The 23027-nt window shown below is 34.3% G+C and carries 21 protein-coding genes and 1 tRNA gene; 8 read left to right on the top strand and 14 right to left on the bottom strand.

Annotation, left to right across the window (positions count from 1 at the left end; translation table 11 throughout):
* Window positions 1-31: 31 nt before the first annotated feature.
* Complete coding sequence (locus OPR57_RS06225) at window positions 32-985, bottom strand: hypothetical protein (protein WP_265036313.1); 954 nt, start codon at window positions 983-985, stop codon at window positions 32-34.
* A gap of 177 nt (window positions 986-1162) precedes the next feature.
* On the opposite strand from OPR57_RS06225, the gene OPR57_RS06220 reads away from it, so the two are divergent.
* A complete protein-coding gene (locus OPR57_RS06220; protein WP_265036312.1) occupies window positions 1163-2245 on the top strand; it encodes a hypothetical protein in 1083 nt (360 codons plus the stop codon).
* Window positions 2246-2380: 135 nt separating this feature from the next.
* On the opposite strand, the gene OPR57_RS06215 is transcribed toward OPR57_RS06220, so the two are convergent.
* From OPR57_RS06215 to OPR57_RS06190, 6 genes are all read right to left on the bottom strand, one after another.
* Window positions 2381-2743, bottom strand: a complete 363-nt coding sequence (locus OPR57_RS06215) for a helix-turn-helix domain-containing protein (protein ID WP_265036311.1) — start codon at window positions 2741-2743, stop codon at window positions 2381-2383.
* Window positions 2744-2777: 34 nt separating this feature from the next.
* Entirely contained in the window at window positions 2778-3110 is a 333-nt protein-coding gene (locus tag OPR57_RS06210; protein ID WP_265036310.1) for a helix-turn-helix domain-containing protein, read from the bottom strand.
* A gap of 103 nt (window positions 3111-3213) precedes the next feature.
* Window positions 3214-3873 carry a JAB domain-containing protein gene (locus OPR57_RS06205; protein ID WP_265036309.1) on the bottom strand — a complete coding sequence of 220 codons (660 nt, stop codon included), beginning with the start codon at window positions 3871-3873 and terminating at the stop codon, window positions 3214-3216.
* 263 nt (window positions 3874-4136) lie between these two features.
* Entirely contained in the window at window positions 4137-4310 is a 174-nt protein-coding gene (locus tag OPR57_RS06200; protein WP_265036308.1) for a hypothetical protein, read from the bottom strand.
* A 510-nt stretch (window positions 4311-4820) separates the two neighbouring features.
* Window positions 4821-6113 (bottom strand): cbb3-type cytochrome c oxidase subunit I, encoded by a 1293-nt coding sequence (locus tag OPR57_RS06195; protein WP_265036307.1) that lies wholly within the window; start codon window positions 6111-6113, stop codon window positions 4821-4823.
* Window positions 6106-7401, bottom strand: a complete 1296-nt coding sequence (locus tag OPR57_RS06190; RefSeq protein ID WP_265036306.1) for a Na+/H+ antiporter NhaC family protein — start codon at window positions 7399-7401, stop codon at window positions 6106-6108. The genes OPR57_RS06195 and OPR57_RS06190 overlap by 8 nt, the downstream gene beginning before the upstream one ends.
* A 186-nt stretch (window positions 7402-7587) precedes the next feature.
* On the opposite strand from OPR57_RS06190, the gene OPR57_RS06185 reads away from it, so the two are divergent.
* Genes OPR57_RS06185 through OPR57_RS06175 form a run of 3 tightly spaced genes read left to right on the top strand, consistent with a single transcriptional unit; the run spans window position 7588 to window position 11626 of the window.
* Window positions 7588-9363 (top strand): ABC transporter ATP-binding protein, encoded by a 1776-nt coding sequence (locus OPR57_RS06185; RefSeq protein ID WP_265036305.1) that lies wholly within the window; start codon window positions 7588-7590, stop codon window positions 9361-9363.
* A 1-nt stretch (window position 9364) separates the two neighbouring features.
* Window positions 9365-9805 (top strand): SWIM zinc finger family protein, encoded by a 441-nt coding sequence (locus OPR57_RS06180; protein ID WP_265036304.1) that lies wholly within the window; start codon window positions 9365-9367, stop codon window positions 9803-9805.
* A 57-nt stretch (window positions 9806-9862) separates the two neighbouring features.
* Entirely contained in the window at window positions 9863-11626 is a 1764-nt protein-coding gene (locus OPR57_RS06175; protein ID WP_265036303.1) for an ABC transporter ATP-binding protein, read from the top strand.
* A gap of 12 nt (window positions 11627-11638) precedes the next feature.
* Here the strand turns inward: OPR57_RS06175 and lon are convergent, their stop codons facing one another.
* The 5 genes from lon to OPR57_RS06150 all read right to left on the bottom strand — a co-directional run bounded on the left by lon (window position 11639) and on the right by OPR57_RS06150 (window position 17597).
* Window positions 11639-14092, bottom strand: coding sequence for an endopeptidase La (gene lon, locus OPR57_RS06170; protein ID WP_265036302.1), 2454 nt, complete (start codon window positions 14090-14092; stop codon window positions 11639-11641).
* Window positions 14093-14107: 15 nt separating this feature from the next.
* The gene (gene clpX / locus OPR57_RS06165) at window positions 14108-15385 is read right to left on the bottom strand and encodes an ATP-dependent Clp protease ATP-binding subunit ClpX (RefSeq protein ID WP_265036301.1); all 1278 of its coding nucleotides are present in this window, start codon (window positions 15383-15385) and stop codon (window positions 14108-14110) included.
* Complete coding sequence (gene clpP / locus OPR57_RS06160; protein WP_006280254.1) at window positions 15385-16011, bottom strand: ATP-dependent Clp endopeptidase proteolytic subunit ClpP; 627 nt, start codon at window positions 16009-16011, stop codon at window positions 15385-15387. The genes clpX and clpP overlap by 1 nt, the downstream gene beginning before the upstream one ends.
* Before the next feature lie 11 nt (window positions 16012-16022).
* Complete coding sequence (gene tig, locus OPR57_RS06155) at window positions 16023-17357, bottom strand: trigger factor (protein WP_265037584.1); 1335 nt, start codon at window positions 17355-17357, stop codon at window positions 16023-16025.
* Window positions 17358-17515: 158 nt separating this feature from the next.
* Window positions 17516-17597 (bottom strand) — tRNA-Leu (locus OPR57_RS06150).
* Between the two features lie 140 nt (window positions 17598-17737).
* Here OPR57_RS06150 and OPR57_RS06145 point away from each other — a divergent pair.
* Both OPR57_RS06145 and gshB read left to right on the top strand, forming a co-directional pair.
* The gene (locus OPR57_RS06145) at window positions 17738-18334 is read left to right on the top strand and encodes a BON domain-containing protein (protein ID WP_265036300.1); all 597 of its coding nucleotides are present in this window, start codon (window positions 17738-17740) and stop codon (window positions 18332-18334) included.
* Window positions 18335-18394: 60 nt separating this feature from the next.
* A complete protein-coding gene (gene gshB / locus OPR57_RS06140) occupies window positions 18395-19324 on the top strand; it encodes a glutathione synthase (protein WP_265036299.1) in 930 nt (309 codons plus the stop codon).
* Here gshB and murG read toward each other — a convergent pair.
* Complete coding sequence (gene murG / locus OPR57_RS06135) at window positions 19309-20340, bottom strand: undecaprenyldiphospho-muramoylpentapeptide beta-N-acetylglucosaminyltransferase (protein WP_265036298.1); 1032 nt, start codon at window positions 20338-20340, stop codon at window positions 19309-19311. The genes gshB and murG overlap by 16 nt on opposite strands.
* Window positions 20341-20409: 69 nt before the next feature.
* On the opposite strand from murG, the gene OPR57_RS06130 reads away from it, so the two are divergent.
* Window positions 20410-20802, top strand: a complete 393-nt coding sequence (locus OPR57_RS06130) for a hypothetical protein (RefSeq protein WP_265036297.1) — start codon at window positions 20410-20412, stop codon at window positions 20800-20802.
* 5 nt (window positions 20803-20807) lie between these two features.
* On the opposite strand, the gene lpdA is transcribed toward OPR57_RS06130, so the two are convergent.
* Window positions 20808-22181 carry a dihydrolipoyl dehydrogenase gene (gene lpdA, locus OPR57_RS06125; RefSeq protein ID WP_265036296.1) on the bottom strand — a complete coding sequence of 458 codons (1374 nt, stop codon included), beginning with the start codon at window positions 22179-22181 and terminating at the stop codon, window positions 20808-20810.
* A 531-nt stretch (window positions 22182-22712) separates the two neighbouring features.
* Here lpdA and OPR57_RS06120 point away from each other — a divergent pair.
* The gene (locus OPR57_RS06120; protein ID WP_265036295.1) at window positions 22713-22910 is read left to right on the top strand and encodes a hypothetical protein; all 198 of its coding nucleotides are present in this window, start codon (window positions 22713-22715) and stop codon (window positions 22908-22910) included.
* The last annotated feature ends 117 nt before the right edge of the window (window positions 22911-23027 follow it).

Below are 23027 nucleotides of genomic sequence, written 5' to 3'. Positions count from 1 at the left end.
TTTACAACAAATTTTATGAAGTGGAAAAAAACTAGCAAAGTAATTGCTTTAACAATTTCTGCCTCTCGCTAATTAAATCGTTTGGCCTTATGTATTTTTTCTCAATCTCCCTCATCTCTTTTTCTCGTTCTGCAATGTTATTTCGTATTACTTCAGCTGAATATCTGCTTTTGCCACTTGCAAACTCTGATCTTAACCTTCTAACCTTATATTCGAGCTCAGCAAATCTTTCATGCTGCTCAAGAAGTTCTATCATGTGACTGATTTTAGAACTTAGCTTTTCTTCCTCTACACCTCTCACAATAAAGGAAAGTAGAAGCTTATCTATTTGGTAATCAATATTTGGTTGAGCAGCAAATAGATCAATCATAGCTTTTACATCAGTGGGATTTGCAACTAATAAGCTAAAATTACTACATAAAAAACTATAGAACTTTATCGTCTTCTCAAGATAATTTTTCATATCTTGTGATAATTGTAATTCTTTGTGAATTCCTGACAGCAATATTTTCAATTCTTCCAAGTATTCTAGATCAAAATCACCTACTTCTGTAGGTAAAAGGATCATTAGCAGCTTTTTTACAAGCTCAACATCATTTGACTTAACTGCATTATAAAGAGCTTTTTCTTTATCTTTTTTTAAATCATAAAGCTCTGATGAGTTATCTATGCTGAACAGGTAATTTGCCACTTCAGTGTTTCCTTGAGGAGAATAGATTAAAATGTCTACTTCCCTTAGGGAGTGATCATCATTAAACTTTTCTAACAACTCTTTATCGGTAATTTCCTCTATCGCTACAGCAGCTTTACTGATCTTTTTCAACTCAGAGACATTATCTCTTGAATTTTCAAGTATATCTTTAGCCTTGTCTAGCAGCTGCTCATATAGAATTATTTTTTCTTCATCATCAAGTAGCTGACAATGCTTCTTCAATTTTTCAGTGGAGTAAGATAGGAGATCCATTGCTTTTAATTTTACAATCACAATACCCTATTTTTGTTGAAACTGAAATAATTTTTACAAGATGTGTTTTTGTAGCGTAAATGCCCGTTAAACTTGTTATTATAATTCACAGTAAATCAATAAGTCGTATAATATTAACAATTAAATAATATTTATCACGATATGATTGAATGTTAATAAGATTAAGTGAGGGTTACAATGAAAAAGATAAAAAGTAAAAAATTGTCTAGTAAAATGTTAAAAGCGGTAGAGCGAATAGCAAAAGAAGGGTTGTTACCTAATTTTATAAAAGCTGTTCCAAGAGCAAATAAAAAGATTAGTAAATTACCTGTATTGGAATATCCTGAAGAGCTCAATCCATTTCGATCAGCTTTATGCAAGATAAGGCTAAGTGAATATGAAAATATGAAACTAAATGAATTATTGGAAAAAGCTATTGCAGCTGAAAATATAGACAAATTAAGTAAAATCGTCGATGAAGCTTTGGATTTAGGAATAAGAATAAATGCTGCCAATGAGGATGGCTTTAGCTTTGCTAACGTTACAATGTTTAAGATGTATCGTGATGAATTCAAAGGAAATAAACAAGAGGATATAATCAGGAAGTTAGCCTTAAATGGAGCAGATTTTAATGTACAAGTTGATAAGAAAATAACTGAAATTCATCAAAAGGTGCAAAAAGAAATTGAGCCACAAATATATAGTAGGCTCAAAAAACTCAGGGAAGTTGGAGAGAACTCTACTATAGAAGGAACTGTTGAAAATGTAGAAATCGATAATAAGACCTTCTATATGGAATTTTCACATAGCTGCATAGTTGATGTTGCAAAAGTTGTAGAAGGTGCAAAAAATTTGGGTCTAAGCAAAGGAGATTTAAATCTCGGTGGCAATATTATAAAAATAGGTGACGGTGAAGTTGAAGTAAAAACTGGGAAGGACGGCAAAAGAAATTACGTGGATATATCCGATAACAGCGCTTTTACAGTAACACTTTGCACTAGCCTAGGAGAACTAAATTTAATGGTATATCATGACACAGAAGACTATCATCAAGTACAAATTGAGGTAGAAGATGAAGAAATGTGGAATGAGTTGCAAAAAATCGGAGAAATCATAGGACAAGGTTGTTTATTTGGTGGAATGTCTGTTAAAGAAGCAGTAGAAAAAGGCAGTTTTACTAGGTGTGGAAGATGGGGCGATCCAAATTCTAAGAGTAGTGAGACTTTTTCTTGGGTAGATAAATTAAAAAATGACAAAACGACATCTGTAGGACGTTTTTGATTGATGGCTATGTTTTACATAGCCATAATTATTGCAAAGTAAAGTAGTTCTTGAAATTTAATCAAGATTACCATAAAAAATTTACCTTAACTAGCATTGCTTGTAGAAGTGGATTGAAGATATATTCAGGCAATATTATTTATTGGCAAGCGCTTTTATCACTGAATGCACAATATCACGCAACGTTTCATCCTTAATTTTCCTGTATTCCCTCACTAGCCTTGATATTTCTTCGCTGCCCACATCGCTACGGAAGGCATTATCATGCAAGTCTTCAGAGGCTTTGGTAAAAAAATATGACATATCAACGGACAAAGCTTCTGCCAAATTATACAGCCTATCAACTATAAGCCTTACCTCTCCAGTTTCATATCCTTGTATATGCTGAAATGAAATTTCAAGCTTTTTTCCTAAGTCTCTTTTGCTGAGACCACACATTAACCTTCTTTTCCTTATTCTTTCCCCTATTTGTTTATCAATAGGATGTTGTGTATCCATTTGTTAATGTCTTAATTCATATATAAAAACAGTACTAACTTTCATTGTAACTTTGAGAAAAAGATTTTACTAGCGTATAAACTACACTACGTAACCTTTTGCTCCTAATTTCGTTATACCCTTTGACCAATTTTAGTATTTCTTCATCATAAGTTTCATGCGAGTCGACATGCACATCAGTAAAAAAATCAGCCACATTAATCGATAGTGCTTTTGCTAAGTCGTATAGCCTACTGGCCAAAATTTGGTTTGAACTATTTTCGTACCTTTGTATTTGTCTATACGAAACGCCTATTTTCTTTCCCAACTCAGTTTGTGTTAAACCACAGTATAATCTAAGTTCTTTTATTTTTTTGCCTAATTCCACCTTTCATTACTAATTTTAGCTGTTCAAGCTTATATTGAATTTTTTAATTTATGAAGTGGAAAAAAAGAAGGAAAGCTAGAGAACTTTCCTTCCAGTCTACAGATTACAATAAACCACTGTCATAAAAACTAAAATGGCTCTTCTGTGTTACGATTATATGATCTATTAATTTCATTCCTACATTTTCACAGGTTGCAGCTAATGTAAGTGTGTTATCTTCATCCTCTTTAGATGGCTCTATATCTCCTCTTGGATGATTATGTGAAATTGCAACAGATGCTGCATCAACCAGTAATCCCTGTTTTATTATTTCCCTCACATATAGAGGTACTCTGTCTATAGTTCCACAGTCTTGAATATACTCATATATTAAATGACCACTTCGATCTAAGTATACCACTCGTAAGCTTTCCTTTCTTGACTGTCCTATTGCTGCTTTAAAGTATTTTAGTAGCTCTTCTCTATTATCAAGAATCGACAGCTTTTTTAACTTACCTTTCAATATCCTATCGAAAATCTCTTTCAGGCAAAAGATATTTGCTATTGCTCCATCATTCATTCCTGTAACATTTTTTAGTTCATGAAAGTCAGCATTAATTACCCTTCCTAAACTACTAAAGAGCTCAATTAGCCTTTTTGCCACTTCTCTTCCTTCTGCATATTCAGATAGAGTACGTTCCAGTAGCTCATGGTCAAGTAAAGACCTGCCTCTACTTGATAAAATGCGAGTTTCTAATTTCTCTTTTCTCTCACTATTATTCATAAAAACCTCCAAGATCAACATTATATACAAATTCAACGCCAGCTTTCTGACGCAGGAATTCTCGAGGAATAACCCTTTTGAACTCTAAATTTGCAATGTTGTCCTTGTTGCTTTCTTGTTATAAATACCAGAATAATAAGCTACTGATATTCTCCACCTTTTTTATCTTTAATCCATCATAGCTAGCGATGCAACAAAGCCCACTGGGATCCAGGAAAAAAATGATGTCATCCAAGTAGCTGACACTGGGATCCAGATTCACCTTATGATAGTGTCATCCCAGTGCCCAGACACTGGGATCCAGGAAAAAGAATGGTGTCATCCCAGTGCTTGACGCTGGGATCCAGGAAAGTTTGCTTGTAAGCAAGCAAACTAGCACAGAAAGTGGTTACAACATTTTCGATGAGATTATATGGAAAACTGGATTCCAGTGTCAAGCACTGGCATGACACCTCTCTTGGGCTCTTTTAGCCACAAACATTAAGAAATTTACCAAGCGAAAAAAAAGGCAAAAGAAACCCTGTGGTTGGCTAATTACTTACATTATACTTTCAAGTATGGCGTTTTTTTATTCTAAACACTTAATAACCGCGATTTAGCTGCTTTTAAGCCGCAACTAATCTAAATTATAAACGTTAAGAAATTTACTAAACAGAAAAAAAGGCAAAAGAAACCCTAGGGTAGCTAGTTATTCACTATCCATTTTTTAAGTTGGCGTTTTTTAATGTTTTAAATGCTTTATAAGCGTATTTCAGCTTGTATAGGTAAAAACCTAGAAATTTGATAAAGACATAAGGTGCACATAGTGCAAAAAATTAAACATGAGACGCCAGATACGTGAACTTTTTTGTCATTTAATCTGTACAGAGAAGATAAATAAATAGCTTCAGTTTCATGATAAGGGGGCTGGCGGAGTTTGTAAAGTAATTTTTTTTTGTTTCTATGGGTCAGTTGGTACGCGCTTTGCCTTTTAACAGATGTAAAAGCACAATTATTACGAACAACATTCCACCAACAACTGATATAGCGCCACCTATAATGAAGCACATGCGTGCTAACACTGATGAAATACTTGGCAGATCTGCAACTTTTCTTAAGGCACCATATCCACCAAGCCAAACAAGGCCAGTAATATGGAGAAAATGCCCTATACTGTAGGCATAAATCTGCAATTTTACGATAGAGTTTTTTACCTCTTTAAAGTTTAATTCAGGTAACAGCCAATAAATGAAATTCATAAAAGCTATAGTGATCCCAACTACAGAACCGTGATAATGAGCGGGAATGGTGACATTTCCTTCAATAGTCAGCACTCCAAGCACATCTCCATAAGTGAACAACAAAAATGAATGTAATAAATAGTTGCTTTTATCATTAAAAAAAGTTCTGATGTTGCAGCACACTAATATTATCAAAAAGCACGGCAAAACTGCTCCAGCAATCCTCATATGCCAAGTGAAAAACTGTATTAACTTGGCACTATCAACTGGATAAACAAAATATATAAACGGTGCACCTACAGCTAAAATTGTGTTTATAAATAGTGGTAAAATAGTAATTTTACTGTTTGAAGCTAAACTAACATCACTGATTATTAAATACACTAAAAACATTCCTTGAGTAAAAGCAAACTGCAATAAATGTCCGCCTCCCCAAAAGAGATATTCGTAAAACAAATTCTTATCTGAATGATATAGACCTGGAGGCATATTTTGATATGCTAAAACAAAGCAAAGAAACGATGAAGCAAGTATAATAACCAGCCCAATTTGCCCCACAGAGAGATATGAAACCTCTTTTTTTGATGTGTATGCTAGCATTGCATTTACTAATATACTGATGGTAAACAAACCAAGACCAAATAAGAATAATTTGTTTTGTAATACGGGAATATAGTTACTTTTGATAACTTCAGTGTTTGGAACAAATGCGGATATAAACATGAGCAGCATCGAAAGGGTTGATAGAACCCACGAAAAGTTAAACCAAATATTGGTATTTTGTAGGTTTATGATAAAGAGCAGAGATATTATAGAGCACATCCACACCAAAATTGACAAGTTCACGTGTATTACCAGCGCATTATCAAAAATATATTGTGCAAAAGGAACAAGAGAGGAGATAAAAGGCAATCGTAGAAAAATAACAATTATTGACAGTAACCCAGAGCAAGCAAGGGCACATACTGCTAAGAATATCCATTGTTTGCAAAGTGGAGTATTGTCTTGTATATTAAGCACAATCTTTTTTCTCAATTTTGTTCAATACAATATATAACACTGCAATAATACCTAAAACATAGCAATAGTATACGTGTGGCATGACTGCCAAAGGTGAAACTCCAGCAATAGTGCTAGCCAAAAGCAATTGAGCGCCATACGGTATTAATCCTTGAAATACACAAGAAAATATGCCTAGCCATGCTGCACTATAGTGAGGCGGTATTTCATATTTCTTAGCAATATCTCTAGCAATTTCACCGCTAAAAATTATAGCGATGGTATTATTTGCAAGTAAAATGTCAAATATACTGACTATTTTTGCAATAAATAATTGCGCAGTTTTTTGTCCACCACGTTGTATCATAACCCAAGATGAAAGTTTATCTGCAAGCTCCTTAGAATTTTTACCTACCAATCCTGAAAGTCCCCCAACCATCAAAGACAGTAGCATAATTTCATGCATACTCATAAACCCTTTGGTGATGTTTTGGCTTAAAAACAATAAACCATAATTGTTGTTATTTATAAATCCAATAATTCCAGCAAACGTTATGCTTAAAACCAATGCCGTAAATACATTGATTCCAAAGTTTGCAAGCAATATAAGTATGATGTAAGGAGCCACAAGCAATAAAGAATACTCCTTAACTGAAATAGCAGCACTATTGCTTGAGCTATAAAATAATATAACTATTGTGAATATAGAAGCAATTAGTGCCACTTTTGCATTCAGTTTTAATTTTTTCTTTATGTCAGCCTTTTGAGACATCACAGATGCAATTGTAGTATCAGAGATAATAGATAAATTGTCGCCAAACATTGCTCCTCCTACAACGGTTGCAACTCCTAAGGAAGGAGAAATCCCAGCTTGTGTCAGTTCAACTGCAATAGGAGCAATTGTTGCAATGGTACCCATTGATGTACCAATAGCAGTGGAGATGAAAGCTGCTACAAAAAATAATCCTATGAGTAAAAATTGTGTTGGTATAAATGAAAGAGCCAAATTAACTGTGGCATCAGCACTACCGATTGCTTTAGTTACTTCACTGAATGCACCTGCAAGTAAAAAAATGATGCACATAGTGATAATATTACGATCTCTTACCCCATCTAGAAAGGCATACATTTTTTCTTCAGTATTGCCCTTGTATAAAACCCAGCCCAGAGCTATGGCAGGAACAATGGCTACCAGTCGAGATAACTGATAAAAAGCATTTGACACGCCAAGAACAGTAAAATATATACCACTCCCTACAAAAAGAAATAGGAACAGTAAAATAGGCAAAAAATTTGTAAGATAAAACATACCTCAGCTCTGATAAATGCAAATCAACTATGATATAATTTATATTATTATAAACCACAGTTAGCACCTTGACCAATGTTTTTCTAGAAAGCAATCTACCAGAAAAGGTTTCCATGAAAAGGACTATTATAATATGATTGTTATCATCTACTTGAATTAAACTGGGAGATAGAATAAGTAAAAAATATGAATGACATAACAACAAAGCAGGTTGTATCTTTCATCTTGAAAATGCTGCGTCCATTTCTGTTTCATATTGGGATAGTATTACTGACAGCATTAGTCTGGGCTATCGATATTTCCTTTAATCCATATTTAATAAAAGTTATTATAGATCGTATCAGTGCAGATGATCTTTTTCGTAGCATAGCAACTCCTGCTATATCCTATGTACTAATACTATTTTTACTTGAGTGTATGAATAGACTATACAACTATTTTTTTGAAATTAAGATGATCCCTAATCTCCGTAAAAACGTTGTTGAATCGAGTATTGCCATATTATTGAATCAGGATAATAGCTACTATCAAAATAACTTCTCCGGCAGTCTTGCTAACAAGGTTAATGATTTGACAAATTATATTCCAGATATCATGCAAATTATGGCTGACAGGGTCATGGGTCGTGCATTAGCGCTTAGTATCGCAATTTACTTTTTATGGCAAGTAAATATTAATTTTGCTTTATTGATGTTGACTTGGTCTACATTATTTGTTCTGTCTTCCCTCTTACTTGCAGGAAAGGTAACGCGTCTTGCAGATGCATGGTCAGAGCTTGGCTCAAGCATTACTGGTAAAATGGTAGATGTCTTCTCAAATATCATGTCTGTAAGGTTATTTGCCAGCAAATACCAAGAAAGATTATCTTTGCGAGCTACTCATAGCGAGGCTGTTAAAGCAGAGCAAAGACTTCAGTGGCTGTATACGTGGATTTTTACTTTCTATGGCTTCTTATTTCTAATCATGCAAATACTTAATTTATATTTCCTAATTAAAGGAAGAGGGCAAGGGTCAATTACTGCTGGAGATTTTGCTTTTGTTCTTACTGTTAATATAGCAATAGCTAATTTTCTTTGGATGATAGCTAAAGATTTCTCACAATTCTCTAAGTCATGGGGAAGGATTACTCAAGCTTTGAGAACAATTACTTCAATCCCTAAAATCCAAGATCAGCCAAATGCAGCAGATCTGGTCGTTAAAAAGGGGGAAATTAGTTTTGATAAAGTTCATTTTCACTATAAAGGTGCAGAACCAATATTTGAAAACAAATCCATAATAATTAAACCTGGTCAAAAAGTTGGACTTGTTGGTTATTCAGGTGCTGGTAAATCAACATTTGTAAACCTGATTCTTAGGCTTTATGACATAAAATCTGGAAAAATTTTAATTGACGGACAAGATATTCGCAATGTAACCCAGGATTCTTTACACAAAAATATTGGCATGATTCCGCAGGATCCATCGCTTTTTCATAGGACTTTGATGGAGAATATTCGCTATGGAAAAACAGATGCTAGCGATGATGAAGTAATTGAAGCGGCAAAAAAAGCACATGCTCATGAATTTATTTCAAAATTGCCTAAAGGTTATGAGTCGCTCGTTGGAGAAAGAGGTGTTAAGCTTTCTGGTGGACAACGCCAACGGATCGCAATTGCAAGGGCTATTTTAAAAAATGCTCCTATATTAATTCTAGATGAAGCAACTTCACAACTTGATTCTGTGACTGAAAGTAATATTCAAGAATCTTTATGGGAGTTGATGCAAGGTAAAACTACAATAGTAATAGCCCACCGCTTGTCTACACTTCTACATATGGATCGTATTTTGGTTCTTGACCAAGGCAAGATTGTAGAAGATGGCACGCATCAGGAACTTCTTGATAAAAACGGAATGTATAAGACCCTATGGGATGCACAAGTTGGTGGGTTTTTGCCAGATAGAAAGGAAGGTGAGGGGGTGTAAGATGAAATTAAATCGTGGAAATATTGAGGATTTGGTTGATGAACCTTACTTCTCCAGGGGAGAATTTTACTTTAATCATGGGCTGGTGCGGATCATATCTGTTAGTGATTTTGATGTTAAATCAAAAGTTGTTGGATCTAGGGTATATAAAGTAACACTAAAATATAATGGTCAGTGCCTTGGTGGAGAGTGTTCTTGCCCAGCATTTGAAAATTTTGGTCCGTGTAAGCATATGGCTGCAACAGGTTTTGCTTTGATTCAGTACAACAAGCAAGGATATTGTTCGTCTGCAGAGTGTTCTGATCGCATTGATGAACAAGATCGCTTTGAAAAGTTACTACTCAAAAAGACAAAACAGGAGTTTGTTGCAATAGTTATTCGTTTAAGTGATTATTGTCCAGAAATTATTGTTGATGAATTGGAAGATGAGGAGGATTTATGATAGACTAATTTTCACCGTATAGTTGTTACGATCATCTGAAAACTTTGAATAAACAGAATGACTAAATTTTCAACCTATCTTAAATCCATTGTTACAAAGTATAAGATATATTTTTGCTTATTATTTATAGTACAGATACTTGCATCTATTTGGAAAGTCGCTGTTGATTACAGCATAAAAGAAATTATCGATACAATTCAATCCAACGCTAATATTACAACATTATTAATGCTATTTATTTTTTATAAACTTATGCATCATGGAATGTTTTTTATCAATCGACTACTAGATATAAAGTATAAACCTATAATACTAGCTGAAACTATAACTAACATGTATACAAAGACACTTAGGCATTCATTACATTGGTTTGATTCTCATTTATCAGGTGAAATCTCAAATAAGATTACGGATTTTCAGGATAATTTGGCTAGTACAACAACCTGTTGTTACTATGCCTTACACAATATAACAACTATTATTATAAGCATAATATTCTTGTTAAATGTCAATGCATTATCAGCTATTGTAATATTTATATTTGCAACAATTTACACTCCAGTGATAGTTATTCTAGCAAAAAAGCAGATGGCACTGCAAGAGCAATATGTTACAGCAAAACAAGAGGTTGTAGGAATCATAAATGATTCAGTAATGAACATATTCGGTATAAAAATTATTGGTAATTTGTGGACAGAATTAAAATTAAAGTTAACTCCAGCATTATTACATTTGCAAAATCTGGATAAAAAAGTTCGTAAATTTGATGCCTATTGGGTAGATAATGCCGATACAATCATGGTAGTGATAATGAATTCAGTGCAAATTTATTTACTTACTTATTTATATCAAAGTGGGCAAATCACCGCAGGTGGTTTTGCTTTTATTGCAATTACTACGCTTAATATACATGGAGAGCTGGATAGTTTTTTAACAAATCTGTTATTTAATATAAACCCAGAAATTGCATCAATGAAAGCGTCATTTTCATTTATTAATCGTGGTTATGACATCGAGGATATGCCAAATGCAGGGCTCATTACAAACGTGCGTGGTAAAATTAAATTTGAGAATATATGCTTTGCATACAGTGGGAGTAAAACTGATGTGCTACATAATTTCAATTTACATATTCAATCTGGTCATAGAATCGGCATTGTAGGCGTTTCTGGTGCAGGAAAAACAACTATCATTAAATGTTTGCTCCGGTACTTCGATGTGCATAGTGGACAGATTCTTATCGATGATCAAAATATTACCAATGTTACACAAGAATCTTTGCGAGCAAATATATCAGTAATTCCGCAAGATATTACTATGTTTCATAGAACTATCTTAGAAAATTTACAGCTTGCTAAACATGATGCAAGCTTTGATGAAGTTGTTGAAGCATGCAAAAAAGCAAAAATCCACGAAGATATTATGCAAATGACCAATGGGTATCATTCTATTGTAGGCGAGAGGGGTGTTAAAGTAAGTGGTGGACAAAGGCAACGTATTGCAATTGCAAGAGCTATTTTAAAAGATGCTCCTATATTAATTCTGGATGAAGCAACTTCTGCACTTGATACTCCAACAGAACAGTTAATACAGGAATCACTAAATGAAGTACTCGAAACAAGCAATGCTACAACTATCGTTATTGCCCATCGTTTATCTACACTTCTACATATGGATCGTATTTTGGTTCTTGACCAAGGCAAGATTGTAGAAGATGGCACGCACCAGGAACTTCTTGATAAAAACGGAATGTATAAGACCCTATGGAATGCGCAAGTTGGTGGGTTTTTGCCGGATAAAAAAGAAGTGGAGATTGTATAATATTTTCTTAATCTAATGCTTCAATGTTTCCGACATAGGAAAAGTATCATCTTTATTTTCTATAGAGGAAGGCACACTATTTTGATTATCATCACCATCAATTGGAGTAGTAGGGTGCATTAAAGCAACTTTCATAACTTCATCAATATTCTTAGCAAAAACTACGTTGATCCCCTCTTTGATGCTTGCCGGAATCTCTTGCATATCTTTCTCATTTTCACTTGGTATAATCACAGTTTTGATTGATCCTCTGAGCGCTGCAAGCAATTTTTCTCTCAAGCCCCCAATAGCTAAAACTCTACCACGAAATGTCACTTCGCCTGTCATAGCAACATTTTTGTTAACTGGTATATTTGTCATAAGAGAAACAATAGACGTACATACCGCGCCGCCAGCAGAAGGGCCATCTTTTGGTACAGCACCCTCAGGTACATGCAAATGTATATCATTATTTTGGAATTTTTCGGGCTTTATACCAAAAAACAAACAATTTGATCGAATATAACTATACGCAGCTTTTATAGATTCTTGCATAACCTCTCCAAGCTTTCCTGTGTATTTTATTTCTCCCTTGCCCGGAATTAGGACTGATTCTATCATCAAAATATCACCACCTGTTTCAGTATAGGCAAGCCCAGTTACTATTCCTACTAAACTCTCATTTTCCGCAATGCCAAAGGTATATTTACGTACCCCTAAATAATCTTGTAAATTGTCAACCCCTACGGATATTTTCTTATTTTTATCAGTTAATATTTCTTTAACTGCCTTTCTCATGAGCTTTGCAAGCTCCCTTTCCATACTCCGCACACCACTTTCACGTGTATATAAAAGTATCAACTCGTATAACGCCTCATTAGTTATGTCCCATTCCTTCTGATACAAACCATGCTCCTTCTTTAATTTCGGAATAAGGTGGTGTGTAGCAATACTGATTTTTTCATCTTCAGTATACCCGGACAATTGTATAATTTCCATCCTATCACGCAAAGGATGTGGTAAATTTAAGCTGTTTGCCGTAGCTACAAACATTACACTTGAAAGATCAAACTCAACTTCCAAGTAATGATCCGTAAAGTGTTTATTGTGCTCAGTATCTAAAACCTCAAGTAATGCAGATGCAGGATCGCCACGCGAATCAGAACCCATCTTATCTATTTCATCAAGCAGAAAAAGCGGGTTGCATGAATTAGATTTTTTCATGTGTTGAATGATTTTACCAGGCATTGAGCCAATATAAGTTTTCCTATGCCCTCGTATCTCAGACTCATCACGCACACCACCAAGAGCTATGCGAACAAAATCTCTTCCTACTGCTCTTGCCATAGACTTAGCTAAAGAAGTTTTACCAACACCTGGCGGTCCAACCAAGCAAAGTATAGGACCTTTTATCTCTTTTACTCTTTTTAATACCGCTAAAAATTCTATTATTCTATCTTTTACTTTCTCTATGCCATAATGATTTTCATCTAAGATTTTTTTAGCTGCATTTAAGTTAATTTTTGCATCTTTGTACTTTCCCCACGGCAAATCAAGCAACCAATGCAAGTAACTAGATATAACTGTAGCCTCAGGAGAAATGGGATTCATTTTCTTGTATCTCTTCAAATCAGTTATAGCTTTCTCTCTTGCTTCCTGAGAAAGCTTTGTTTCATTTATCTTTTTTTCAAATTCATTGAGTATATTCCCTTCATCACCATTCTCAAATTCGCCTAATTCTTTCTGTATAGCTTTCAACTGCTCGTTAAGGTAGTAAACTTTCTGAGTGCTTTCAACTTGCGATTTAATTGTCTTATATAAACGGTTTTGTGCGTTCAAAATACTTATTTCTCTCTCAATAAAAGCAAAAGCTTTTTTTAAACGCTCTTTTGGGTCATAAGCCTCAAGTATGCTTTGTTTATCCGATACTTTTACATTTAAATGTGAAGCTACCGTGTCTACAAGTTGATCAACTTCTTTGATTTGATCAATGGAGTTAATGGCAACTTCAGGCTGATTTTTCTTGTTTAGCTTACACCAGCTATCGAACGCGTCTATAACAGATCGCCTTAAAGCTTCTAAATCAATATTGTCTTCATCTTCTTTATAATGATTGTCTAACTCTACCCTGGCTTGTAATAAAGTATGAGAGCTAATATATTCTACAACTCTTCCCCTTCTTATCCCCCGGATTATAACTTTTACTGCATTGTCAGGCAATTTGATTAATGGTTGTATAATGTTTGCTAACACACCTACTTCATAAAGATCTTCAGGCTCTGGATTATCAACAGAGCCATCTTTCTGTGCTACAAGAAAAATCTCATTTTGGTGACTACTACTACTGATTGCATACTCTAGTGCATTAACAGATTTTTCTCTGCCTATGAATAAAGGCACCATTATATTTGGAAAAATTACTACATCTCTTAAAGGTAATACTGGCAATGCAGTAAAACTAGAGCTTACAGCACGTTCAATGTTCATAATATATGCCTCAAATTAATCATTAACCGTTATAACATTGCCATTGTTATTATGATTAACCGTTGCTTTTCCTAATTCTACCATTTTCTTAGTGATTACTATAGTGCTACCTTCAAAGCCTCCGTTTCCAGCTGTATACATAATGTCAAGCAAAAGTGACTCCAAGATAGCACGTAACATTCTTGCACCTGTTTTGTAGCTTATAGCCTTTTTAGCAATAGCTGATATTGCTTCATCTGAAAACTCAAGGTTTACTTTGCTAAACGCAAGCAATGCTTTGTACTGTTTTATTAGTGCATTCCTTGGCTCTGTCAACACATGTATTAAATCTTCATGATCCAACTCATCTAAAACAGCAGTTATTGGAACCCGCCCTACAAATTCGGGTATTAAACCGAATTTGATTAAATCTTCAGGTTGAACATCATGTAAAGCATTCTTTTTCTTTTGCTCTTTAGACTGACTTATATCTGCTCCAAAGCCAACTGACGTTCCCTTTTTTCTCGCTTCAATAATTTTATCGAGGCCTTCAAAAGCTCCTCCACAAATAAACAGTATATTACTAGTATCCACTTGTATAAACTCTTGTTGTGGGTGTTTTCGCCCTCCTTGTGGCGGAACATAAGCAACTGTACCCTCCATAATCTTAAGCAGAGCTTGCTGGACCCCTTCACCTGAAACGTCACGCGTTATTGAAGTGCTTTCAGATTTTCTTGTAATCTTGTCTATTTCATCTATAAACACTATACCACGCTGTGCTTTTACAACGTCATAATTTGCAGCTTGTAATAAACGCGACAACACGCTTTCTACATCATCACCCACATAACCTGCCTCAGTTAAAGTTGTCGCATCAGCCATAGCAAATGGCACATCTGAAACTTTAGCAAGTGTTTTGGCTAGCAAAGTCTTACCAGAACCAGTGGGACCAATAAGCATTATATTTGACTTCTCGATTTCAATATCACTTATAGCATGAAATTGTACCATGGATTGACAATGGTTATACATAGCTACAGATAAAACGTGTTGCGCGTGTTCTTGACCTACAACATGCTTGCTGAGAAAGTTTTTTATATCCTCAGGTTTCTTTAGTAATAGCTTCATATCAGATATACGATCTGAATTAAAAGATCTATCTTTCTTTTGACTTATTGCTTTATGGGATAATTCTATGCACTCATTACAAATAAACACCTTTAAACCATCCGAAGAGTTAGTAATCAATTTATCTACTTCATCTTGCGCCTTGTTGCAAAAAGAACAGTAGTGTAAATCATTATTGTTATCCATTAACCCACCTTTTGTTTAACTTTAATATTTTCAATTTCAATATCTGTACGCTCAGCTATCACCCTGTCAATTAAGCCAATTTTCCTTGCTTCTTCAGGATCCATGAATTTATCTCTTTCCATCATTCCTTCAATTTTCTTCAGTGAATTTCCAGTATGTTTTTCATAAATTTGATTTAGTTTTTTCTTAACCCGCAAAATTTCATTAGCATGTATTTCTATATCAGTTGCTTGACCATGATAACCACCAGATGGTTGATGTATCATAATTCTTGAATGAGGTAGAGAGTAGCGCTTACCTTTTGTACCAGCTGCAAGCAATAAAGAACCCATAGACGCAGCTTGACCTATACATAAAGTTGAAACGTCTGGGTTTATATATTGCATTGTATCGTAGATCGACAAACCAGCAGTTACAACACCACCTGGTGAGTTGATGTACATACAAATGTCTTTATCGGGATTTTCCGATTCTAAAAATAAAAGCTGTGCTACTATTACACTGGCCATGTTGTCCTCAATAGGACCTGTTACAAAAATTATTCTTTCTTTCACTAGTCTTGAATATATGTCATAAGCGCGCTCACCGCGACTAGTTTGTTCAACTACAATTGGTATAAGAGTCATACCTTTTCCTATTAAATATTATCAAATAATTCCTTTAATTCTTTCACAGAAACAATCTGCTCTTCTTTACTAACTTTTTTTATTATATAATCTGTCACTTTATACTCAAGCGCTTGCCCTCTAACTAATTCTTGAAATTGTTTATTTGATTCAAAATGCTTAAGTACTCTGTCAAACGGTACATCCTTACTGACATATTGATTTACAATAACATTCAAAACATCATTTTGAGTTAATGATATTTTATGTTCTGCACTAAATTTCATAAATAACATAGCAAGCTTTACACGTTTTTCAGCTTCTTTACGAGAATCATTTTGAGCACCCAGTTCTCCTTCTATTCTTTGTTGCTCCTGTTTTACTATGTCTGTGGGTAAATCAAAACTATAATTAGCATCCAAATAATCAAACAGCTCCTTTTTAATTAAGAGATTTCTCATTTCGGTACACTGATCACCAATCATTTTTTTTGCATGATTTATTAGCAAAGAATAATCTTTAAACCCAATACTCTTAGCTATTTCATCATCATTTTCAAAATCTTTGGCAATTTGAATCTCATTAACTCGCACAGAAAAATCAGCTTCCTGTCCTGCAAGGGAAATGGCTTGGTAATTTTCAGGAAATTTCAACTTAAAGTTCTTTGTTTCTCCCTTTTTCATACCAGTTAATTGATCTTCAAAACCATTAATAAATGTGCCAGACCCTAAATTAACGGCAAAATTTTTGCTACTTCCACATTGAAAGAGCTTATTCCTAATCCGCCCTTCAAAATCAATTATCAATTTATCCCAATCTTTCGCTTGATAAGAAGCATCATCAACAGAGGCAAAATTGGGGAACTTTGTTTTAATAGAATCAATAAATTCTTTTATATCTTCCTCTTCAATCTTTGCTTCAATTTTCTTTAAGTTTATTTTGTCAAGATCTATCACTGGTACTTCAGGCATCGACTCAAAAGATAGCTTGTATACAAAATTGCCCTCCTCATTTTCTTTGCCCAGATCTGGTAATGATATAACATCAACCTTAGGATAAATGTGAGATTTGACTTCAATTTTTTTCATCAAATCACTTGAGCAATAATCAATTGTATTATTTATCACATATTCTAAAGCTTCGTTTTTATAATTTGCAACAACAAGGTCATAGGGCATCTTTCCAGCCCTAAATCCAGGTGATTTTACATTTTCTGCTATCTCTTGCAACCTGGAATTTACCTTTTGTTTTATATAATCACTACTAACTGTGATTTCATACTCATACTTTAGTTTATCTATACTAAGCTCTTTGTAGGTATATACGCTACTTACTTCGACTGTATTTTGAGGTATATTATTAGACATCATAATTCATTTATTAATATTTTAATTCATATCTTAATAGAGTTATTTTACCAGAATTTAAGTTAAACACAATCCTTAAGAACAGATTTTTATACAAACAAAAGTGTATTTAGTGATTATAAATTTTCCCTTAAAACCTAAGTTACATGACTTTAAAGTGCGGATAGAGGGACTTGAACCCCCACGAGCAAGCTCACCAGGACCTAAACCTGGCACGTCTACCAATTCCGCCATATCCGCAAGAAATTTTCAGTACCCTATTATAGGTATTCCATTAAAAATATTCAAGGTTTAAAGTCTTACTTAATTTATGGTATTTACACAATCAAAAAAGCTTATTAACATTTCTTAATGAAAGCTCTAAACCCTGAAAATCAATAATGAGATTAATAACAAGCTTCTTACTCGCAATTTTTTTGATTACACAAAGTGGTTGCACAACCCTTATAATAGGTGGTGTGGTGGCTACAGCGACAGCAACAGCAATAACAATGCAGGACAAATCCTTGGGAAATATCATTGATGATACGACTATGCTCATCAGAATTAATAAGGGGCTCTTAAAACATGGGCTATTTTCATCCATAAAGGTTAAAGTAAGTGAAGGAAGAGTGTTGCTCATTGGAAGTGTTGACACTCCTGAAAAACAACTTACAGCAGAAAAAATAGCTTGGCAGCAAAAAGAAATTAAAGAAGTGATAAATGAAATAAGAGTAATACCAATTCAAATGGCTTCCATGCTAGATACCACTGTAGATGGCATGATAACAGCGGAAATAAGAACAAGACTCCTGGAAAAAAGAAATATTAAGTCAATTAATTATAGCGTTAATACGGTTGATAGAGTTGTTTATTTGATGGGTATAGCCCAAAATAAAGCGGAATTAAAAGCTGTAATAGCAATTGCAAGAAAAGTAAAGGGAGTAAAACAAGTTGTAAGTTATGTACGATATAGGTACAGTAAGTTACGCCATTAGGCAAAAATCGCCTTCAAATTATAATATTTGTACAATTGTGACAATAGGTAGAGAACATAAATGAAAGTTGCCTTTCAGATGGATGAAAATATAAATTTTGAAACTGACACTACATTCGTGCTAATAAAGGAAGCACAAAGGAGGAAGCACGAAGTTTTTGTCTATGCTCCTAACAATTTAGCACTAAAGCTAAACCATCCAATTGCTCTGGCTCAGAAAGTCAGCGTTGATGATTTTAGTTTTATCTCTAAAGAGGATGTAGCAATCAACTTGAATGAAATGGACATCATATTTATCAGACAGGATCCACCCTTTGATATGCGTTATATTACAACAACATATATCTTAGAAAAAACCAGCGCATTGGTAATTAACAATCCAACAGAAATAAGAAATTGTCCTGAAAAATTGATAACTTCATTATTTCCAGAGCTAATTCCGCCAACTTTGATTACTGAAAATATATCAATGATTAGAGATTTCTACTACAACTATCAAGATATTATTCTGAAGCCATTGTATAGTTATGGAGGAAACGATGTGATAAGAATACAAGATGAGAATAGTATTCAAGTAGTAGTGGATCTCATGATAGCAAAATACGAATGCCCTGTGATTGCACAATCATTTTGTAAAAACATAGATAAAGATAAAAGAATATTGCTACTTTATGGTCAACCAATTGGTGTAATGAAACGAGTTCCAAAAATCAGTGGGGAGATCAGAACAAACATGCGACTTGGAGCAAGCTTTGAGCCCGCTCAAATGAACGATAGAGACAATGAAATATGTAACAAAATTGGTCCTGAATTAAAGAAAAGAGGGCTAATATTTGTTGGTATTGATATTATAGATGACTTCCTGCTCGAAATTAACACAACTTCACCCACGGGAGTAGTTTATATCAATAAATTGTATAATATATCACTAGAAAAGGATCTTTGGGACGTGTTTGAAGAAAAAGCAAGCAGCCATCAACTAAACCTGTGAACAATTACCTTAACAAACTCAGTAGTCCCATTCTTTACCCCTGTTTTTTCTGTACTATTGGTCATATCACGCAATTTTTGAGAATTATTTAATAGATCAAATAGTACCTCTGTTAGATTTTTTTTTGCTTCACTATTCTGCTCAACTATTATAGCTGCTCCCGAGTCTTCAATATATTTTGCGTTATAAAATTGGTGATTATCTTTTGAGTAAGGATAAGGAATATATATAGCAGAACGCCTAGCAAGAGTGATCTCTGCTATTGAAGTTGCTCCTGCTCTGCTAATTACCAAGTGAGCATTGGCCAACCTACTCTCCATATCATCAAAAAATTCACTCAATTCACAATCGATCTTTTCATTTTTGTATAGACTCTTGACCTTGTTTACATTTTTCTTCGTACATTGCTGCGTCACTCTAATTTTCTTTTTCATTTCAATAGGTAAATCACAAATTACGCTGCTTACTACATCATCAAAAAAATTTGCACCTTGGCTACCTGCTATGACCAATATGTTTAGGACTTTCTCAGTGCTAGAATGGCTCTGTGCTTTTATATCAATAAAATTTCCTGTAAAAATACATTTATTGCCCTCTGCATATTTAGTCTCCGGAAAGCTGGTTGCAATTAATTTTGCACTCTTGAAAAAGAATCTATTTACTCTCCCTAAAACTGTGTTTTGTTCATGTAAAATTATAGGTATAGAAAGAACCCTTGCTGCAAGAAGAGTTGGAAAAGAAGCATAGCTACCAAAACCAATGACCGATTTTGGTTTTAATTTTCTTACTTGATACAGTGCTAACACAGAGCTGTATATCAAGAAAAGGAAAAACTTAAATTTGTTGCCGCTTGGTCTACGTAATGGTAAGGTGTAGCTTTCTATGTCGGTATTTTTATTTGTTTTTTTATCAGTGAATAATATGCAATTGTATCCTTGTGTCTTTAGTGCTTTTGCTAAGGCTATGGCCGGAAAGATATGCCCACCTGTGCCACCTGTTGCTAAAATAATATCCATCTATAAATAATAAATCCTAGATTGTTAACTGTTATTTAACAATTTGCACGTAGAATTTTATTAAGCTTTATGATAGTTGAGTTAAAAATGCCTAAAAGTAATAGTAAAAAAGAACCTAATGAGAAAAATAAACCTCAAGAACAAAGAGAAGGCAGAAGCGGAGGTTTTTTAGAACTGCTAAAAAATATAATAAAAATTCTTTTCAATTCGGTCGTTGACCTACCTGAGCACGAGCAGAATAATAAAATGAAAAACACTAATCTACAACAAGGTTTGGATACTAAAGGAAAAGGCCCAGAAGATCTTCATCCAAAGGCAAAGCTTGAAGTCAAAGAAGCAGCTAAGGGATTGAAAGAAGAGTTACAGAATTCTGATGCTGGTGGTAATCAATCTATTGAAACTAAAGTGCCTAATCAAACTACTACTCAAGACATTGACAACTCTAAAACAATGGAACGTTAGTTCAACTATTTAACATCTGCAGCAAGCACTGATTCGTGTATCATCTCTGAAATGGTTGGATGAGGAAAAATCGTAGATTTTATGTCGAAGTCTGTTCCTTCTAGTTGCTTTGCAAGAGCAAAATTGCTAATTAACTCCGTTACTTCTGCACCTATCATGTGGCTACCCAGAATTTCTCCGGTTTTTTTATCTATAATTGTTTTCACTAACCCTTCAGTTTCACTGAGTGCAACAGACTTACCATTAAAGTTAGAGTGAAATTTTCCTATTTTTATATCATACCCACCTTTTATTGCCTGTTCCTCAGTAAGGCCGATGCTCGCTATTTGTGGATGAGAATAAGTGCAATTTGGTATGCATTCTTTTTTTAACGCATGAGCATTTTTACCAGCAATCTTTTCAATGCAGATCACGGCTTCATGGCTTGCTTTATGTGCTAAACATGGTGAGCCAGCTACATCACCTATTGCATACACATTTGATTCGCTAGTTTCATACCATTCATTCGTTTCAATAAAACCAGAAGGGCTTAATTTAATTTTTGTATTTTCTAAACCTATATTTTCAATATTTGCTTGAATTCCAACAGCAACAATCACCCTATCAAATTCTTTGCTCTCACCACTATTTAATAGCACTTGAGCAGAGTCTTTACTTTTAGTAAGAGCTTTTACGCTATTGCTTGTATATATTTTTATCCCCTGTTTTGTGAATATTTCTTGTGCTAAATCTGAAATGTCTTTATCCTCCAGCGGTAAAATAGTGCTCTTTATCTCTATGATTGTTACATCAACCCCCAAAGTACTATAAAAACTTGCAAATTCTATTCCAATTGCACCAGACCCTATAATTAGTAGCGATTTTGGTAATCTCTCTTGAATCATAGCGTGCTGCGCATTCCATATTAAATCTCCATCTGCTTCTATTCCAGGCAGATTCCGTGCCCTCACGCCTGTTGCTAAAATGATATGCTTGGAAACAATTTCTTGTTCTTCCTTATCGCTAACAACTTTTATAGTACTATTGCCTGCAAGTTTACCAAAGCCTTGATGAACTTTGATGTTATTTTTTTTCATCAAATATGCAACGCCACTTGATAATTTATCAACAACGCTTCTTGAATATTTCACTATTGATTGTATATCAAAACTCGCTCCTTTTACTTCTATACCAAACTCTTTTGATCTTTTTATTAGCCTATAAACCTCAGATGCTCTAAGCAGTGATTTTGTTGGTATACATCCCCAATTTAAGCATATACCGCCTAAATTTTTTTCTTTTTCCACAATTGCAGTTTTAAACCCAAGCTGTGCCGCCCTAATTGCCGCTATATAACCACCAGGACCGCTACCTATAACCGTAATATCATACTCATTCATCAGTTTTCTTTGTATTCAAAAAGATTATATATAACAGATGGAACCCATACAATCAATGGTCTGTCATCCAGATAATTGACAACACAGAAACGAAAAACTTACTTGACAAACCTCGCCAGCCCCCTTATCATGGTACTGAAGCTATTTCATTTAACTTCCCAATCTGTGCAGATTAAAACGACAAGAAAACTTGTATTTGGCGTACTATGCTTAATTTTTTGCACTATGTGTACCTTATGTCTTTATCAAATTTCTAGGTTTTTACCTATATAAGCTGAAACGCGCTTATAAAGCGTTCAAGACATCACCCAACGTCAAATTTTAAAATAGAGAGTGAATAACTAGCTACTGCGGGTTTTCTATGCCTTTTTTTTCTGCCTGGTAAATTTCTTAAATATTAAAGCTAAGGTTAGTTGCATTTAAAAGCAGCTAAATTGCAGCGTTTAAGACTTAAAAACGCCAATACTGAAAATAGACAATGGTTAGGGCTTCTTTTGCCTTTTTTTTCGTTTGGTAAATTTCTTAACGTTTGTGGCTAAAAGAGCCCAAGAGAGGTGTCATGCCAGTGCTCCTTTTTTTGTCATCCGAGTAGCCCCTATGATGTCATTCCAGCGCGTGACGCTGGAATCTAGTTCTTATTGTACATTTACTTGGTGTAGAGTTAAGTTTCCTGGATCCCAGTGTCTGGGCACTGGGATAACGAATTTGTCATTTTTCAAATTGTCGTAAGTCAGTTTAGCTATAGCTACAAGTTTCATTCTTCCCTTACAAATGACTTTACTGCGTCCTTTTTTCTGATTCAGAATTAGCAAGAAACGTTCTTGTAAGGTGGTCTACTAAAATTTT

It is taken from the genome of Wolbachia endosymbiont (group A) of Anomoia purmunda, from assembly GCF_947251545.1.
Lineage (GTDB): Bacteria > Pseudomonadota > Alphaproteobacteria > Rickettsiales > Anaplasmataceae > Wolbachia.
The sequence above is the reverse complement of the archived record's forward strand: the minus strand, read 5'-3'. Positions and strand labels throughout refer to the sequence as shown.